Annotated in this window: 15 protein-coding genes; 13 read left to right on the forward strand and 2 right to left on the reverse strand. The window is 71.5% G+C overall.

The annotated features are described in order from the left end of the window. The first annotated feature begins 62 nt into the window (after positions 1-62). From ABTX18_RS05790 to era, 5 genes are all read left to right on the forward strand, one after another. Positions 63-956: a helix-turn-helix transcriptional regulator gene (locus ABTX18_RS05790; protein WP_352121476.1), complete on the forward strand. Its 894-nt coding sequence runs from the start codon at positions 63-65 to the stop codon at positions 954-956. Positions 957-1,010: 54 nt separating this feature from the next. Then, positions 1,011-1,364, forward strand: a complete 354-nt coding sequence (locus tag ABTX18_RS05795) for a cytidine deaminase-like protein (RefSeq protein ID WP_352121477.1) — start codon at positions 1,011-1,013, stop codon at positions 1,362-1,364. Positions 1,365-1,579: 215 nt separating this feature from the next. Continuing rightward, positions 1,580-2,962: a WxL domain-containing protein gene (locus tag ABTX18_RS05800; protein WP_352121478.1), complete on the forward strand. Its 1,383-nt coding sequence runs from the start codon at positions 1,580-1,582 to the stop codon at positions 2,960-2,962. A 172-nt stretch (positions 2,963-3,134) separates the two neighbouring features. Next, complete coding sequence (locus ABTX18_RS05805) at positions 3,135-4,097, forward strand: WxL protein peptidoglycan domain-containing protein (protein WP_352121479.1); 963 nt, start codon at positions 3,135-3,137, stop codon at positions 4,095-4,097. Between the two features lie 51 nt (positions 4,098-4,148). After that, a complete protein-coding gene (gene era / locus ABTX18_RS05810) occupies positions 4,149-5,123 on the forward strand; it encodes a GTPase Era (RefSeq protein WP_352121480.1) in 975 nt (324 codons plus the stop codon). A gap of 31 nt (positions 5,124-5,154) precedes the next feature. Here the strand turns inward: era and ABTX18_RS05815 are convergent, their stop codons facing one another. Both ABTX18_RS05815 and ABTX18_RS05820 read right to left on the reverse strand, forming a co-directional pair. After that, positions 5,155-5,421 carry a protealysin inhibitor emfourin gene (locus tag ABTX18_RS05815; RefSeq protein ID WP_352121481.1) on the reverse strand — a complete coding sequence of 89 codons (267 nt, stop codon included), beginning with the start codon at positions 5,419-5,421 and terminating at the stop codon, positions 5,155-5,157. Between the two features lie 47 nt (positions 5,422-5,468). After that, positions 5,469-6,545, reverse strand: coding sequence for a M4 family metallopeptidase (locus ABTX18_RS05820; RefSeq protein ID WP_352121482.1), 1,077 nt, complete (start codon positions 6,543-6,545; stop codon positions 5,469-5,471). Between the two features lie 295 nt (positions 6,546-6,840). On the opposite strand from ABTX18_RS05820, the gene leuA reads away from it, so the two are divergent. The 8 genes from leuA to ABTX18_RS05860 all read left to right on the forward strand — a co-directional run bounded on the left by leuA (position 6,841) and on the right by ABTX18_RS05860 (position 16,129). Beyond that, entirely contained in the window at positions 6,841-8,628 is a 1,788-nt protein-coding gene (leuA, locus tag ABTX18_RS05825) for a 2-isopropylmalate synthase (protein WP_352121483.1), read from the forward strand. Between the two features lie 213 nt (positions 8,629-8,841). Continuing rightward, the gene (locus ABTX18_RS05830) at positions 8,842-9,546 is read left to right on the forward strand and encodes a TerB family tellurite resistance protein (protein ID WP_352121484.1); all 705 of its coding nucleotides are present in this window, start codon (positions 8,842-8,844) and stop codon (positions 9,544-9,546) included. A 157-nt stretch (positions 9,547-9,703) separates the two neighbouring features. Next, on the forward strand, positions 9,704-11,803 hold the full coding sequence (locus ABTX18_RS05835) for an MMPL family transporter (protein WP_352121485.1): 2,100 nt from the start codon (positions 9,704-9,706) through the stop codon (positions 11,801-11,803). Positions 11,804-11,892: 89 nt separating this feature from the next. Next, a complete protein-coding gene (locus ABTX18_RS05840) occupies positions 11,893-13,152 on the forward strand; it encodes a sensor histidine kinase (RefSeq protein ID WP_352121853.1) in 1,260 nt (419 codons plus the stop codon). Further along, positions 13,149-13,832 (forward strand): response regulator transcription factor, encoded by a 684-nt coding sequence (locus ABTX18_RS05845; protein WP_352121486.1) that lies wholly within the window; start codon positions 13,149-13,151, stop codon positions 13,830-13,832. The genes ABTX18_RS05840 and ABTX18_RS05845 overlap by 4 nt, the downstream gene beginning before the upstream one ends. Before the next feature lie 125 nt (positions 13,833-13,957). Continuing rightward, a complete protein-coding gene (recO, locus tag ABTX18_RS05850; protein ID WP_352121487.1) occupies positions 13,958-14,704 on the forward strand; it encodes a DNA repair protein RecO in 747 nt (248 codons plus the stop codon). Between the two features lie 21 nt (positions 14,705-14,725). Continuing rightward, positions 14,726-15,553 (forward strand): isoprenyl transferase, encoded by an 828-nt coding sequence (locus ABTX18_RS05855; protein ID WP_352121488.1) that lies wholly within the window; start codon positions 14,726-14,728, stop codon positions 15,551-15,553. Positions 15,554-15,598: 45 nt separating this feature from the next. Beyond that, entirely contained in the window at positions 15,599-16,129 is a 531-nt protein-coding gene (locus ABTX18_RS05860) for a hypothetical protein (RefSeq protein ID WP_352121489.1), read from the forward strand. Positions 16,130-16,170 lie beyond the last annotated feature (41 nt).

A 16,170-nucleotide genomic window follows, 5' to 3' on the forward strand; every position in this document is an offset into this window, starting at 1 on the left:
AGCCGGAACTTATCCTGTTGGCCGCACCACCAGGCAGGCGCGGGCGTACACCAGGGGGATACGTGGGCACACCGGCCCGGGCCGCGGCGGACGCGGGCAAGGCGCACCGCCTCGGCGAGCTGCGGGAGTTCCTGATGAGCAGGCGGGCTCGGGTCAGCCCGTCCGAGGCGGGCCTCCCGGACGGCGGGGCCCGGCGGCGCACGCCGGGGCTGCGCCGCGAGGAGGTCGCGGTCCTCGCGGGGGTGGGCGTCTCCTGGTACCAGTGGCTGGAGCAGGGCCGCGACATCACCGTTTCGCCCCAGGTGCTGGACTCCGTGGCCCGGGTTCTGCGGCTGAGCAGCGCCGAACGCCGTCACCTCTACGTACTGGCGGGGCTCAACCCGCCCGCGCCCGAGGTCGATCCGGCGCACACGGACATGTGTGCGGGACTGCAGCGGCTCCTCGACGGCTGGATGCCGTTCCCGGCCCACATCATGGACGCGTACTGGAACATCATCCTGTACAACGAAGCGGCCTCGGCGGTGATGGGGATGGGGCCCGACCGGCCGCAGAACTGCGTGATCGACTTCTTCACCGATCCCGTCCACCGGGTCCGCAACAAGGACTGGCACGAGATCGCCGCCAAGGTCGTCGCCGAGTTCCGGGCCGCGTGCGCTGAATGCCCCGACGACGAGGGGTTCCGGGCGATCGTGGCGGAGGCGGCCGAGCGGAGCCCCGAGTTCGCCGAGCTGTGGGCCCGGCGGGACGTCGCGCCGGGCGGGCAGATGCGCAAGCAGTTGACGCACCCGGTGGTCGGCACGCTGGCCATGGAGGTGACGCAGCTGCGTATTCCGGCCCGCCCCGATCTGGTGGTCGTGCTGCACAACCCGTGGCCGGGCACCGGTACGGAGGAGAAGCTGCGGTGGCTGACCTCGCCGGAGGGCCGGCGGGGCTCGATGCACCAGGTACGGGCATGAGCCGTCCGGACGCCCGCGTGCCGCTCCCGTCGCCGTACTTCGTATGCTCGGCACATGACCGATAGCACCGACCTCGGGGCCGAGGACCGCAAGATCGTCACGCTGGCGCGCAGCGCCCGCGCCCGCAACGGTGTGCCGGAGGGCGCGGCCGTACGGGACGAGACCGGACGCACGTATGTGGCGGGCACCGTGGAGCTGGAGTCGCTGCGGCTCAGCGCGCTGCGGACGGCGGTCGCGATGGCCGTGGCCAGCGGGGCCACGTCACTGGAGGCGGCCGCGGTCGTCTCCGAGGCGCAGACCCCCTCCGACGAGGACCGGGCCGCGGTACGGGACCTGGGCGGGGCCGACACGCCCGTGCTGCTCGCGGGCCCCGACGGGGTGCTGCGGGTCACCGTGACGGCGGGCTGAACCTCCGCGGGACCCCCCTCGTGTGGACGAACGCCCCGCGCCCGCCGGCGCGGGGCGTTCGTACGGGATGCGCGGGAAACACGGATCTTGACACCATCTGATGGCCCATCAGTCAGCGCGTTTCGATCCCATTGACTTCTTCTCGACCGACGTCATCAATGGCTCCCTGCCGACGCGGAAGAGCCGCCGCGCCGGATCCCGCAGGAGGGGGCTCCATGCGCCAAGCCATTCGAAGATCCGACAGCCGAAGATCCTGTCGCCCGGGCCGACCGGACCTCGGCCGCCGCTGGGCCGCCGCGCTGGGCGTCGGCGCCCTCGTCGTCACCGGGGGAGGGCTGCTCGCCGGGCCCGCGCAGGCCAGCGCGACGGCCTCGGTCGCGGTGGACTTCCCGACCCACTGCATCCCGCCCGCCATCGCGGGCCTCCCGCCGATCGACGGAACGACCTCGGCCGAGATCACCGTCGACAACGCCGCCCCGAAGGTCGGCGACACCGTCATCGTCACGTACACCGTCATCAGACCGGCCGCGAGCAACCCGGTCGACCTGGCGCTGCCCGCCGACATCATGACGCCGACCGGCAAGGTCACCGTCGGCGGTGCGCAGTCCGCCGGCCTCACGGTGGCGGGACCGAAGAAGAACGCACCCGTGCCCGGCAAGGGCGATTTCCCGTCGTTCTCCATGACCGGCACCTTCGCCGTCACCGCGCCCGGTGAGATCACCCTCTCGCCCGGCGACTACAACATCCACACCAGCTACCTCATGGAGCTGGACACGCCCTGCACGGTCACCGATCCGCCCGCCCCCGTCTCGCAGACGATCATCGCCACGGACGGCGGCGGCCAGGTCAACGAACGGGCGATCCAGCTCGCTACGGCCTCCGGCGCGGCCGGCGACCCGGTCACCGTGACCGGGTCGAAGTTCACCGCGGGCGCGTCCGTGACGCTCGCCGGCCGGGCCGGTGACGCCCCGACCGGGGACACCGCGACGGTCACGGCGGACGGCTCGGGCTCCTTCACCGGACAGCTCACCGTCAACGCTCCGGCCACCACCGGCATCGTCGCGTACGAGGGCGCCGGCTGGGACGCCGCCAAGGGTGCGGGCCCCCAGGCCTACACCGTCACGGGAGGCGGCGGCGAGATCCCCGAAGGCAGCCAGAAGCTGACGTCCTCCGTCAAGCCGGGGACGCTCTCCATGACCCAGGCCGGGGACTCCGTCGCCCTTTCGGCGGTCGACTTCGGGCAGGGCGGCGCCTCCACCGGCGCCCTGCAGACCGTGACGGTCCAGGACTTCCGCGGCGGCCCCGCGGGCTGGTCCCTGACCGGAAAGGTCACCGATTTCACGGGCCCGGGAGGGGCGACGATCGGCGCGTCCGCACTCGGCTGGAGCCCGGCCTGCGCGACGAAGCCCGGCAGCCCGAGCACCTGCGCGGCCGGGTCCGGGGGAACGGTCGGCAGCGCGGGGGCCACCCTGGCGTCCACGCCGGACGGCGCGTTCACCGGCGGTGCGTTCACCGTCGATGCCCAGCTCTCGCTGGACGTCCCGGCGTACACCGCCCCCGGCGCGTACACCGGGGTCCTCACGCTGACCCTCACCTGAGCGATCGGCACGGAGTACCTGAGCGATCGACACGGAGTACCTGAGCGATCGACACGGAGTACGTGAGCGAGAACTACGGAGCACATGAGCGAGAACCACTGATCAACCGGTGGGCCGGGCGCGCACCCGGCCGGCCCGCCCCCGCCCGAGCGTGCACCTGGGAGCCCGCACCGTGCGCAAACCCTCCGTCATCCCGACGACCCTGACCGCCCTGCTGGCCGGGGCTCTGCTCCTGCTCGGCGCGCCCCCGGCCGGCGCCGCCGACAACGGCAGCTGGTCGGTCTTTCCCGCCACCGCCGACGCGGGCGCGCGGCCGTACTTCTACCTCTCCGCCGACCCAGGCGCCACCCTCACCGACAAGGTCACCGTCACCAACAAGACCGGTGAACCGCTCACCTTCCGGCTGTACGCCGCCGACGCGTACAACACCGCGCGCGACGGCGGATTCGCGGTCCGGGCGCAGAACGAGAAGCAGCGCTCCGTCGGCGCCTGGGCGAAGGCCGGCCGCGACCGGGTCACCGTGAAACCGCACGGCTCGGTCACCGTGCCCGTCACCATCGAGGTGCCCGAGGACGCCGAACCCGGCGACCACCCCGGCGCACTCGTCGCCCTCGACGAGCGCATCGACCCCGCCGACGCGGGCGCCGTCGCCGTCGGCATCCAGAAAGCGGTCGGCGCCCGGATCTACCTCCGGGTCAACGGGCCGACCATGCCCGCGCTCTCCGTCGAGGACCTCACGGTCGAACACACCCAGCCGCTCGTCCCGGGCACGGGGAAGTCCCGGGCCGTCATCTCGTACACGCTCCGCAACCGCGGCAACGTCACCCTGAAGCCCGAGGTCGCCCTCAAGGCCGAGGGCCTGTTCGGCCGCACCCTGCTGGCCCGAGACCTCAAGCACATCCCCTCGGAGCTGCTGCCCCGCCAGGAGGTCCGGCTCACCGAGGAGTGGGCGGGCGCGCCTCAGGTCGAGTGGGGCGAGATCAAGCTGACCGCGAGCGCCCGCGACACCCGCGAGTCCGCCTCCGTCTCGTACTTCGCCCTGCCCTGGCTGGTCGCAGGCGTGCTGCTCGCCGCGCTCGCCGGGGGCGCCGCACTGTGGATCCGGTCACGCCGGAACCGTCGCCGCACGGCCTGAGAAGAGGTAAGAGGCGTCCGTGGTGCCCCGCGGCTGCCGGGATCGGGGACAATGGGCGCCATGAGCGCTCGACCTAACCCAGAAGCTGCTGCGCAGCAGGCTGAGAACACCGCCCCCCACCGGGCCGGTTTCGCCTGCTTCGTGGGCCGTCCCAACGCGGGCAAGTCCACCCTTACGAACGCTCTGGTCGGCCAGAAGGTGGCGATCACGTCCAACCGGCCCCAGACGACCCGGCACACCGTGCGCGGCATCGTGCACCGGCCGGACGCACAGCTGATCCTGGTCGACACCCCCGGCCTCCACAAGCCGCGCACCCTGCTGGGCGAGCGGCTCAACGACGTCGTGCGCACCACCTGGGCCGAGGTCGACGTCATCGGCTTCTGCCTGCCCGCCGACCAGAAGCTCGGCCCCGGCGACAAGTACATCATCAAGGAACTCGCGGGCATCAAGAAGACGCCCAAGATCGCGATCATCACCAAGTCCGACCTGGTCGAGTCCAAGCAGCTCGCCGAACAGCTGCTGGCCGTCTCCCGCCTCGGCGAGGAGCTCGGCTTCGAATGGGCGGAGATCATCCCGGTCTCCGCGGTCAAGGACGACCAGGTCGGCCTGCTGGCCGACCTGATCGCACCCCTGCTTCCGGAGAGCCCGCCGCTCTACCCGGAGGGCGACCTCACCGACGAGCCCGAGATGGTCATGGTCGCGGAACTGATCCGGGAGGCCGCGCTCGAAGGCGTACGGGACGAGCTGCCGCACTCCATCGCGGTGGTCGTCGAGGAGATGCTGCCGCGCGAGGACCGTCCGGCGGACAAGCCGCTGCTCGACATCCACGCCAACGTCTACATCGAGCGGCCCAGCCAGAAGGGCATCATCATCGGCCCGAAGGGCAAGCGGCTGAAGGACGTCGGCACGAAGTCGCGCAAGCACATCGAGGCGCTGCTCGGCACGCCGGTCTTCCTCGACCTGCATGTGAAGGTCGCCAAGGACTGGCAGCGTGATCCCAAGCAGCTGCGCAAACTCGGGTTCTGAGGCCCGCGCCGTCAACCCCGCGCCGCCGGTCTCACGCGCCCTCCTTCAGGACGCGTGAGACCAGGGCGCGCTGGGCGTCGGTCAGCCGCGGGTCCGCGCAGTGCACGGTGCGGTCGTCGACCGTGATGCGGTAGCTGAAGCCGTCCGGAACGCCTTTCGCGGGCGCTTCCCGGCCGTCGGTGAGCGCCGATTCGGCCAGGGCCTCCCATTCGGGCGCGTCGGCCCGTCCCGAGGTGTCGATCTCGCGGTGGCGCGCGATGCCGGCGAAGCCGCCGGTCCTGCTCACCCGAATCCGCATGCGCGGTGTCCTTCCTCGACGGACGGCCCGGGGCCCGGGTCGTGTCCCTACGCGGTCGGTACGCCCACCTCCGACCAGGCCTTGAGGACCGCCTCGACCTCGTCGCCCTCGCCGAAGCGGCTGCGGGCCGCCGCCACGGTCAGCCGGGCGAAGGACGCGAAGTCCGCGTCCACCGCCAGTTCACCACCGGTGAGCACATCGAACCAGAGCTGGCCCGCCCGCTCCCAGGAACTGCCGCCGAGCGCGATGGCCAGCAGGTAGAACGCGCGGTTGGGGATGCCGGAGTTGAGGTGCACCCCGCCGTTGTCCTCGCCCGTGTGGATGTAGTCGTCCATCGAGGCGGGCTGCGGGTCCTTGCCGAGCACGTCGTCGTCGTAAGCGGTACCGGGCGCCTTCATCGAGCGGAGCGCCACCCCCTGGACGCGGGGCGCGAGCAGACCGGCGCCGATCAGCCAGTCGGCCTGTTCGGCGGTCTGCGCGAGTGAGTACTGCTTGACCAGGGAGCCGAACACGTCCGACACCGACTCGTTGAGCGCGCCGGACTGGCCGTAGTAGTTCAGGTTGGCCGTGTACTGGGTGAGCCCGTGCGCCAGCTCATGGGCGATGACGTCGATGGCGACGGTGAAGTCGAGGAAGATCTCCCCGTCCCCGTCGCCGAAGACCATCTGCTCGCCGTCGAAGAAGGCGTTGTTGTACTGCTCGTCGTAGTGCACGGAGCCGATCAGCGGAAGTCCGTTGCCGTCGATCGAGCGGCGGCCGTAGGCGCTGAGCAGCAGGTCGAAAGTGGCGCCGAGGCCCGCGTACGCGCGGTTGACGCTTGCGTCGGACGTGGGGTCCTCGCCCTCGGCGCGGACCTTGGTGCCGGGCAGATCGGTGCCGTGGCGGCAGTCGTAGATCGTGCGGTCGGGTTTGCCGGACCGGTCGCCCTCCGGTGCGGGCGCGACGGTGGTCCGGACGAGGGTGGTGACCTGGCGGCGGGTGCGCCGGGCGGCGTCGGCCTCCAGGGTGCGGCGGGCAGGGGCCGCGAGGACGGGGTCGTCGGACTGCGACAGCTTGTCGAGGATGTGGGGCGGCACGATGGTGCAGAAGACGGGACGGATGTCGTGCTGGGATCGAGGCTGCATACACACGACTGTGGCAGCGCGTGACTGTGATGTCACTGGTTGCAACCAGGAATTGACGAAATAGAGTGATCCCTCACTGTTCGCCGGTTAACGGACGCGATCCCGCATACTGATACGGCACCGACGTCCCGGGCGTCCCTCGGCTAGTCTCTTCGCATCATGCGTTTCGGGCTGCTTCTCCTTAGCTGCCGCGGCGAGGGCCTGTAGTCGTAGGCCGACCCCCTCCCCGCGGAGTCTGGTGTTGCAGGAAACACGGTCGGCCGTCCCCTTGCCGGACCCCGAGGAGCCCTACGCCATGACCGAAGTGAATCCCGCGCAGACGCCCGCCGAGAGCGCCGTGGGCCGCCCCACACCGATCACCAACGCCACGGCCCTGCAGAAGCCGTCCGGGATGCCGATCCACAAGTACGGCCGGTACGAGGCCATCGACATCCCCGACCGCACCTGGCCCGAAAGGCGGATCACCACCGCGCCCCGCTGGCTCTCCACCGACCTGCGCGACGGCAACCAGGCCCTGATCGACCCGATGTCGCCGGCCCGCAAGCGCGAGATGTTCGACCTGCTGGTGCGCATGGGCTACAAGGAGATCGAGGTCGGCTTCCCGTCGTCCGGTGAGACCGACTTCGCCTTCGTCCGCTCCATCATCGAAGAGGGCGCGATCCCCGAGGACGTGACGATCTCCGTCCTGACGCAGGCCCGCGAGGAGCTGATCGAGCGGACGGTCGAATCGCTGCGCGGCGCCCACCGTGCCACCGTGCACCTGTACAACGCGACCGCCCCCACCTTCCGCCGCGTGGTCTTCCGGGGCTCCAAGGAGCAGGTCAAGCAGATCGCGGTGGACGGCACCCGGCTGATCATGGAGTACGCCGAGAAGATCCTGGGCGAGGAGACGATCTTCGGCTACCAGTACAGCCCCGAGATCTTCACCGACACCGAGCTGGACTTCGCCCTGGAGGTCTGCGAGGCGGTCTGTGACGTGTGGCAGCCCGAGGAGGGCCGCGAGATCATCCTCAACCTGCCCGCCACCGTGGAGCGTTCGACGCCGTCCACGCACGCGGACCGGTTCGAGTGGATGTCGCGCAACCTGTCGCGCCGCGAGTACGTCTGCCTGTCCGTCCACCCGCACAACGACCGCGGCACCGCCGTCGCCGCCGCCGAACTGGCACTGATGGCGGGAGCGGACCGGATCGAGGGCTGTCTGTTCGGCCAGGGCGAGCGCACCGGCAACGTCGACCTGGTGACGCTGGGCATGAACCTCTTCTCGCAGGGCGTCGACCCGCAGATCGACTTCTCCCAGATCGACGAGATCCGCCGCACCAGCGAGTACTGCAACCAGACGGAGATCCACCCGCGCCACCCCTACGCGGGCGACCTGGTCTACACCGCCTTCTCCGGCTCCCACCAGGACGCCATCAAGAAGGGCTTCGACGCCATGGAGGCCGACGCGGCCGCCCAGGGCAAGACCGTCGATGATCTCGAGTGGGCCGTTCCGTACCTGCCGATCGACCCGAAGGACGTCGGCCGTTCCTACGAGGCCGTCATCCGGGTCAACTCGCAGTCCGGCAAGGGCGGAATCGCGTACGTCCTGAAGAACGACCACAAGCTGGACCTGCCGCGCCGCATGCAGATCGAGTTCTCCCGGATCATTCAGGCCAAGACCGACGCCGAGGGCGGCGAGGTCACGCCGACGCAGATCTGGACCACGTTCCAGGACGAGTACCTGCCCAACCCGGAGAACGCCTGGGGGCGCGTACAGATCCGCTCCGGCCAGAGCACGACCGGTTCGGACGGCCAGGACACCATCACGGTCGAGGCGACCGTGGACGGCGTCGACACCATGCTCACCGGCACCGGCAACGGCCCGATCTCCGCGTTCTTCGAAGCGCTGCAGGCCATCGGCATCGACGCGCGGCTGCTGGACTACACCGAGCACACGATGAGCGAGGGCGCGAGCGCCCAGGCCGCCTCGTACATCGAGTGCGCCATCGACGGAAAGGTCCTGTGGGGGATCGGCATCGACCCCAACACCACGCGGGCCTCCCTGAAGGCGGTCGTCTCCGCGGTCAACCGCGCCACCCGCTGACCCCGTGCCCGAAAGGGCATGAAGTCGTACGGTCCGTGAGCCCCGCCCACCCCACCGGGAGGGCGGGGTTCGGCCATCTCCGGGCGGTTGTGACGGGCGAGGTGCTGACGCCGCTTTACGGATGTGGTTAACATCACGTTCACACGGCAACGTTGCCGGAGGTGGCACCTCCCGTGCCCTGAGGGCCACGGGGGAGTTACGGAGGTGTTCGACGTGCGGTCAGCCCTGGGACAACGCGCCACAAAGCTGCGTATCTGCGGCATCCGCACCCTGTGGGACGCCATCGGTGACGGTGAGTTCTTCTGCCCCGGCTGCGGAGGCGACCGCAACTACCGCCGCCTGACCGGGCGCCGCCGCTTCGCCGTCCTCGGTGTGCCGCTGCTGCGGCGCGGCACCGTGGGCCCGGTCGTCGAATGCGCGGCCTGTCACGCCCACTTCGACACCGAGGCGCTCGAACACCCCACCACCACGCGGTTCTCCGCGATGCTCAGGGACGCCGTCCACACCGTGACCCTCGGGGTCCTCGCGGCGGGCGGCAGCACCTCCCGCACCGTCCTGGAGACGGCGGTCGAGACCGTGCGCGGCGCCGGCTTCGAGGACTGTACGAAGGAACAGCTCGCCACCGTCGTCGAGATCCTCTCCGCCGACATCGGCCACGGCTCCTCCTTCGACCCCGCGGCCGAGGCCTGCGGCGCGGCCCTCGCCATCGAGCTCCACGAGGCGCTGGAACCCCTCGCCCCCCATCTGGCGCCCGCGGGCCGGGAATCGATTCTGCTCCAGGGCGCCAGGATCGCCCTCGCCGACGGCCCGTACAGCCCGGCCGAGCGCGAGGTGCTGACCACGGTCGGCGGGGCGCTGCGGCTGCGCGCCGAGGACACCGCCCGGCTGCTCGCGGCAGCCGCGCGTACGCCCTCCTGATCCCTCCGCGCACCGGACCGCTACTCCCCGGGGAGTAGCCGCGCCCTCGCGCCCTCCCCGGCAGTAGCGGGGAAGTCGGCCCCCGGTGCGACGCGTCACCCCCGCCCCGACGGAAGTCTGGACCTGACCGGACACCCGTACGGAAAGGGGGCCTCCCATGGGGGCCGCAGGACAGGACAAGGGCGAGCGGACGCGGCCACGGAGCAGGTGGCGCATGCTGCCCTGGGCGATCGTCGCGCTCTGGGTCGCCGTGATCGCGATCGCCGGACCGCTGGCGGGCAGGCTCGGGGACGTACAGGTCAACCGCGCCGTCGACTATCTGCCGGCGAGTGCGGACTCCACCCAGGTGGCGAAGATCCAGGACACGCTGCCCGGAGGTGAGTCGACCGATCTCGTCCTCGTCTACCACCGCGACGGCGGGCTCACCGCCGCCGACCGGGCCGTGGCGGCCCGGCAGACCGCCGGGGTCGCGGGCGCCCACACCCTCACCGCACCGCCGCGCGCGGTGCCGTCAGAGGACGGCACGACTTTGATGTACCCGGTCTCCACGACGGAGCCCGGCCAGGACGACGAGGCGCGGACCGCGTTCGTCGACGAGGTGCGCGAGAGCGTGAAGGGCGGCGGGGGACTGGAAGCAGAGGTCGGCGGCCCCGGGGCGCTCAACGTCGACGCGCAGAAGGTCTACGGCTCGCTCGGCGGACCGCTCCTCTACACGACCGTCGCCGTCGTCGCGATCCTGCTGATCCTCATCTACGGCAGCCCGCTGCTGTGGCTGGTGCCGCTCGTCGTCGCGGGCGTCGCCGACGCCCTGTCCATGGCGGTCGTCTACGGCCTCAACCGCGGCTTCGACGTCACCGTCACCGGCCAGAGCTCCGCGGTGATGACGATCCTCGTCTTCGGCGCGGGCACCGACTACGCCCTGCTGCTGGTCTCCCGCTACCGCGAGGAGCTGACCCGCACCGCCCGGCCGCACGAGGCGATGGCCGCCGCGCTGCGCGGCTGCGGGCCCGCCGTCGTCGCGTCCTCCGCCACCGTCGCGGCGGGCCTGATGTGCCTGCTGGCCGCCGATCTCACCAGCAGCCGCGGCATGGGACCCATCGCCGCCGTCGGGGTGCTGTGCGCCCTCCTGGCGATGCTGACGCTGCTTCCGGCCGTCCTGGTGCTCCTGGGCCGCCGGGTGTTCTGGCCGCTCGTCCCCGTGTACGGCTCCGAGCCGAAGAAGCGCCGCTCGCTGTTCGCCGCCATGGGCGGCACCGCGGGACGCCGGCCCGTCGCCGTGCTCGTCGGCGGCGGAGTGCTGCTGGGCGCCCTGTCGCTCGGCGCGTTCAACCTGCCCGGCGACCTCAAGCAGGAGGATTCCTTCACCAGCAGGCCGGACTCGGTCACCGCCATGACGACCCTCGCCGACGCCTTCCCCGGCCGCTCCACCCAGCCGATCACCGTGCTGACCCCGGACGACCGGGCCGGCGCCGCGCTGGCGAAGGCCCGTACGACCGAAGGCGTCGCCTCAGCCGAACGCGGCCGCAGCGGCGGCGGCTGGACCGAACTGTCCGTCGTCGCCGAGGCCCGGCCCGAGACCGCGGGCGAACGGGACACCATCCGCGCCCTGCGCGACGGCCTGGACGGCAGCCATGTCGGCGGGCCCGGCGCCCAGCAGATGGACCTCGAGACGGCCAGCTCCCGGGACCTCGGCATCGTCGTCCCGCTCGTCCTGCTCTCCGTCCTGCTGATCCTGATCGCCCTGCTGCGCAGCCTCGTTGCCCCCCTGCTGCTCGTCGCCGCCGTCGTCGCCGTCTGGGGCGCCGCGCTCGGCATCGGCGGGCTGGTCTTCGGACCGGTCCTCGGGCTCGAGGGCACCGATCCCGGGCTGCCGCTGCTCACCTTCGTCTTCCTGGTGGCCCTCGGCGTCGACTACGGCATCTTCCTGATGCACCGGGTCCGCGAGGAGGCCCGGCGCGGCGCGGAGCCCACCGAGGCCGCCCTCACCGCGCTGCGCACCACCGGCGGCGTGATCGCCTCGGCGGGACTCGTGCTCGCCGCCACCTTCGCCGTCCTGACGAACATGCCCTTGGTCGGCCTGGTCGAGATGGGCTTCGTCATCGCCGTCGGCGTCCTGCTCGACACCTTCCTCGTCCGCACCTATCTGGTGACCTCGGCGAGTGTGGCCCTGCAGCGGAGGATGTGGTGGCCCGGCGCGCTCAGCCGTACGCCCGCCGCGCCCGACGCCCGCGCGCCCGAACTCGTCGGGACGCCCTGACAGTGCCCCGGCCCGTACCGGAGGATGGCGGTGTGTCCACCACCCCACGCCGCCGCGAGCGCATTCTGGCCGTCGTCAACCGCGATCCCATGCACGCGCCGCACAAGACGCGCACCGACGCCCTCGTAGCCGTGGGCGCCGGTGCGCTCTCCGCCGCCCTCGCCCTGTTCGCCGACGACGCCATGACGCCCGACGCACTCGGCTGGCTCCTGCTGCTGGGCAGCGCCGCACCGCTCGTGTGGCGGCGGCGCAGCCCCGTCCTCGCCCTGCTCGCCATGATCCCGCTGCTGATGCTCTACCACGGCCTCGACAACGCCCACACGGCTCCGATGCCGCAGACCTGGATCGCGCTCTACACCGTGGCCGTGACCGGCCGCCCGCTGCGCACCCTGCTCACCGGCATCGGCGTGACGTCCGTGATGGTGACCGTGGTGCTCACCATCGACGCCCATCAGGGGCTGGAACTGCTGCGCATCTCCGGGTGGGTCATCGCCATCCTGTTCTGCGGCGTCGACGTGCGCATCTACCGCCAGTACGTCGCCTCGATGCTGGAGCGCGCCGAACGCGCCGAACGGACACGGGAGGAGGAGGCCCGGCGCCGGGTCGCCGAGGAACGGCTGCGGATCGCCCGCGACCTGCACGACCTGCTGGCCCACAGCATCACCCTCATCGGCGTGCAGACCTCGGTCGCCTCGCACATCCTGACCGTCGACCCGGAGCGGCTCGACCGGCAGGCGATCGCCGCGTCCTTGGACGACATCGCGGACACCTGCCGCGAAGCCAGGGCGGAACTCCGCACCACCCTCCAGGTGCTGCGCGATACCGGGCAGGGCGGCCGGCACGACACGGACGGCCCGCTGCCCGACCTGGCCGCCCTGCCCGGTCTCGTACGGGCCGCGGAGGCCGGCGGGGCCCGGGTCGACCTCAGGGTGCGCGCGCCGGACGGCCGCCTCGCCCCGGCGACCGGAGCGGCCGCGTACCGCATCGTGCAGGAGTCCCTGACGAACGCGGTACGGCACGCGGGCCCCGGCGTCCGCATCGTCGTCGCCGTCGAACCCGACGGCCCGGCCGCCCTGCGCGTCACGGTCACCGACGACGGCACCGGCCCGGCGGAGGCCGGCTCCGCCCCCGGCTTCGGCATCGTGGGGATGCGGGAACGCGCCCGCAGCACCGGCGGCACCCTGGACGCCGGGCCCCGCCCCGGCGGCGGCTTCGAGGTCTCGGCGCTGCTGCCGTTCCAGAACCAGGACGAGGAACAGACCCGGGCCCCGGGTCCCGTACCGCCTGCGGCCCACGAACGCCTGGCCCACGCGCAGGAACAGGAACAGGAACAGGAGACCGCCTCATGATCCGCGTGCTGCTCGCCGACGACCAGACGCTCGTGCGGGCGGCCTTCGCCATGCTCGTCGGCTCCGACCCGGAGATGGAGGTCGTCGGCGAGGCCGGCACCGGCCTCGAAGCCGTCGCCTTCGCCCGCACCGCCCGCGCCGACCTCGTCGTGATGGACATCCGGATGCCCGAACTCGACGGCATCGAGGCGACCCGCAGGATCGCCGCCGACGAGGACCTGGCCGGAGTGAAGGTCCTGGTCCTGACCACGTACGACACCGACGACCACATCGTCGACGCGCTGCGCGCCGGAGCCTCCGGATTCCTGGTCAAGGACACCAGGCCCGCCGAGCTGCTCGCCGCGATCAGAACGGTGGCCGCGGGCGATGCCCTGCTCTCGCCCGGCCCGACCGCCCGGCTGATCGCCCGGGTCCTCAGCGCACCGCAGCCCCCGGCCGGCACCGGAGCCGGCGGACCCGGGATGCTCTCCGGCCGGGAGCGCCAGGTCCTCGCCCTCGTCGCACGCGGGCTGAACAACACCGAGATCGCCGGGACCCTCGGTCTCAGCCCGCTCACCGCCAAGACCCACGTCAGCCGGATCATGGGCAAGCTGGGCGCACGCGACCGCGCCCAGCTGGTGATCGTCGCCTATGAATCCGGGCTCGTCGTGCCTTCGGGCAGCGGTGCGGACGGGAACTGACCGGACCGGGTCCAGGGAGTGTCGTCAAACTGCCGTCGTCGCCCGAAGCGCGGCAGACGTCAGTTTGACGACACGACCTAGGGGGCGGGGCCCGCTAGGCCGCCCGCGTACCGGACAATGGAGCCATGAGCTTGTTCCGGGACGACGGCGTGGTGCTCCGCACGCAGAAGCTGGGCGAGGCCGACCGGATCATCACGATCCTGACCCGCGGCCACGGCCGGGTACGGGCCGTGGCCCGCGGAGTGCGGCGCACGAAGTCGAAGTTCGGGGCCCGGCTGGAGCCGTTCTCCCATGTGGACGTGCAGTTCTTCGCCCGCGGCAGCGAGCTGATCGGGCGCGGGCTGCCGCTCTGCACCCAGAGCGAGACCATCGCGCCCTACGGCGGCAGCATCGTCACCGACTACGGGCGCTACACCGCCGGCACCGCGATGCTGGAGACCGCCGAACGCTTCACCGACCACGAGGGCGAGCCCGCGGTCCAGCAGTACCTCCTGCTGGTGGGCGGCCTGCGCACCCTGTCCCGCGGCGAGCACGAGCCGAACCTCATCCTCGACGCCTTCCTGCTGCGCTCCCTCGCGGTCAACGGCTACGCCCCCAGCTTCATCGACTGCGCCCGGTGCGGAATGTCCGGTCCGAACCGTTTCTTCTCCGTCGCGGCGGGCGGCGTCATCTGCGGCGACTGCCGGGTGCCCGGCAGCGTCGTACCCTCGACCGAAGCCGTCACCCTGCTGAGCGCACTGCTCTCCGGCGACTGGGAGACGGCGGACGCGTGCGAGGCGCGTCACGTCAGGGAGGGGAGCGGGCTGGTGTCCGCCTATCTGCACTGGCATCTGGAGCGCGGGCTGCGTTCGCTGCGGTATGTGGAAAAGTGACACAGGGAGACTGAAGAGCTCATGGCAGTACGCGGAATCCTCGGCGGCCGTAACCGGCGCGACTACAAGACCCCCGAGCCGCACCCCTCCGGTGCCGTGCCCCCGAAGATCCCCGGTGAACTCGTGCCCAAGCACGTCGCCGTCGTGATGGACGGCAACGGCCGCTGGGCCAAGGAGCGGGGACTTCCGCGCACCGAGGGCCACAAGGTCGGCGAGGGCGTCGTCATGGACGTGCTCAAGGGCTGCATCGAGATGGGCGTCAAGAACCTCTCGCTGTACGCCTTCTCCACGGAGAACTGGAAGCGGTCCCCGGAGGAGGTGAAGTTCCTCATGAACTTCAACCGGGACGTCATCCGCCGCCGCCGCGACGAGATGGACGAACTCGGCATCCGGATCCGCTGGGTCGGCCGCATGCCCAAGCTGTGGAAGTCCGTCGTCCAGGAGCTCCAGGTCGCCCAGGAGCAGACCAAGGACAACGACAAGATGACGCTGTACTTCTGCGTCAACTACGGCGGCCGGGCCGAGATCGCGGACGCCGCGCAGCGGATCGCGCAGGACGTCGCGGCCGGGAAGCTCGACCCGTCGAAGGTCAACGAGAAGACGTTCGCGAAGTACATCTACTACCCGGACATGCCGGACGTCGACCTCTTCGTCCGCCCCAGCGGCGAACAGCGCACGTCCAACTACCTGATCTGGCAGAGCGCGTACGCCGAGATGGTCTTCCAGGACGTGCTGTGGCCGGACTTCGACCGCCGTGACCTGTGGCGCGCCTGCCTGGAGTTCGCCCAGCGCGACCGCCGCTTCGGCGGTGCGGTGGAAGCGGCCCGGAAGGCGGAGCCCACGGCCTGAACCGTTGGCGGTAGCATCACGGCTCTTCACACTTCAGGGGGGGCCATGAGTGAGCAGCAGGAGGCCGTGCACGGTGCGGTCGAGCTGAGGTACGACCCGGAGCTGCGGGACTACACGGCGGCGCTCCGCGCCCGCGGCCGGGTCAGTGCGGCGGCCCGGCGGCAGCGGATTCTGGTGGGGGCCGCGACGGTGTGTCTCGTCGCGGCCACCTTCCTGTCCCTGGCGCGAGGCGCCGACATGCCGGCGGCGCTGCCGGTGGCATTGCTGGTCTGCGGCTCGCTGCTGTTTCTGAGTCCGTGGCTGGTGGCGCGCCAGCTGTTCCGCTTCGTGCGGCGTCAGGGCGAGTTCCGGGTGCGGGTCGAGGAGTCCGGCGTCAGCGTCGACACGCACAACGCCAGCACGGTCATCAGGTGGCAGGCGCAGCCGCGGTACATGGAGACGGCGGATCTCTTCGTGATGCTCAGCGACGACAAGAACGCCACCTCACTGACCGTGATAGCCAAGCGCGGCGCCCGGGACCGGTCCGACGTGGACCGCCTGCGCGAGATCCTCGACCGGCACCTGACCAAGGTCTGACCGCCGGAATACCGGCCCCCGCCCAACGTCTGCGGCCGGCG

The organism is Streptomyces sp. NPDC096323 (genome assembly GCF_040302845.1).
Taxonomy (GTDB): Bacteria; Actinomycetota; Actinomycetes; order Streptomycetales; family Streptomycetaceae; genus Streptomyces.

What these genes read in the sequence shown, in the direction of transcription:
- ABTX18_RS05795 (WP_352121477.1), top strand. Translation starts at nt 1,011, where the DNA reads ATGACCGATAGCACCGACCTCGGGGCCGAGGACCGCAAGATCGTCACG.
- ABTX18_RS05800 (WP_352121478.1), top strand. Translation starts at nt 1,580, where the DNA reads ATGCGCCAAGCCATTCGAAGATCCGACAGCCGAAGATCCTGTCGCCCG.
- era (WP_352121480.1), top strand. Translation starts at nt 4,149, where the DNA reads ATGGGCGCCATGAGCGCTCGACCTAACCCAGAAGCTGCTGCGCAGCAG.
- ABTX18_RS05815 (WP_352121481.1), bottom strand. Translation starts at nt 5,421, where the DNA reads ATGCGGATTCGGGTGAGCAGGACCGGCGGCTTCGCCGGCATCGCGCGC.
- ABTX18_RS05820 (WP_352121482.1), bottom strand. Translation starts at nt 6,545, where the DNA reads ATGCAGCCTCGATCCCAGCACGACATCCGTCCCGTCTTCTGCACCATC.
- leuA (WP_352121483.1), top strand. Translation starts at nt 6,841, where the DNA reads ATGACCGAAGTGAATCCCGCGCAGACGCCCGCCGAGAGCGCCGTGGGC.
- ABTX18_RS05835 (WP_352121485.1), top strand. Translation starts at nt 9,704, where the DNA reads ATGGGGGCCGCAGGACAGGACAAGGGCGAGCGGACGCGGCCACGGAGC.
- ABTX18_RS05840 (WP_352121853.1), top strand. Translation starts at nt 11,893, where the DNA reads ATGCACGCGCCGCACAAGACGCGCACCGACGCCCTCGTAGCCGTGGGC.
- ABTX18_RS05845 (WP_352121486.1), top strand. Translation starts at nt 13,149, where the DNA reads ATGATCCGCGTGCTGCTCGCCGACGACCAGACGCTCGTGCGGGCGGCC.
- recO (WP_352121487.1), top strand. Translation starts at nt 13,958, where the DNA reads ATGAGCTTGTTCCGGGACGACGGCGTGGTGCTCCGCACGCAGAAGCTG.
- ABTX18_RS05855 (WP_352121488.1), top strand. Translation starts at nt 14,726, where the DNA reads ATGGCAGTACGCGGAATCCTCGGCGGCCGTAACCGGCGCGACTACAAG.
- ABTX18_RS05860 (WP_352121489.1), top strand. Translation starts at nt 15,599, where the DNA reads ATGAGTGAGCAGCAGGAGGCCGTGCACGGTGCGGTCGAGCTGAGGTAC.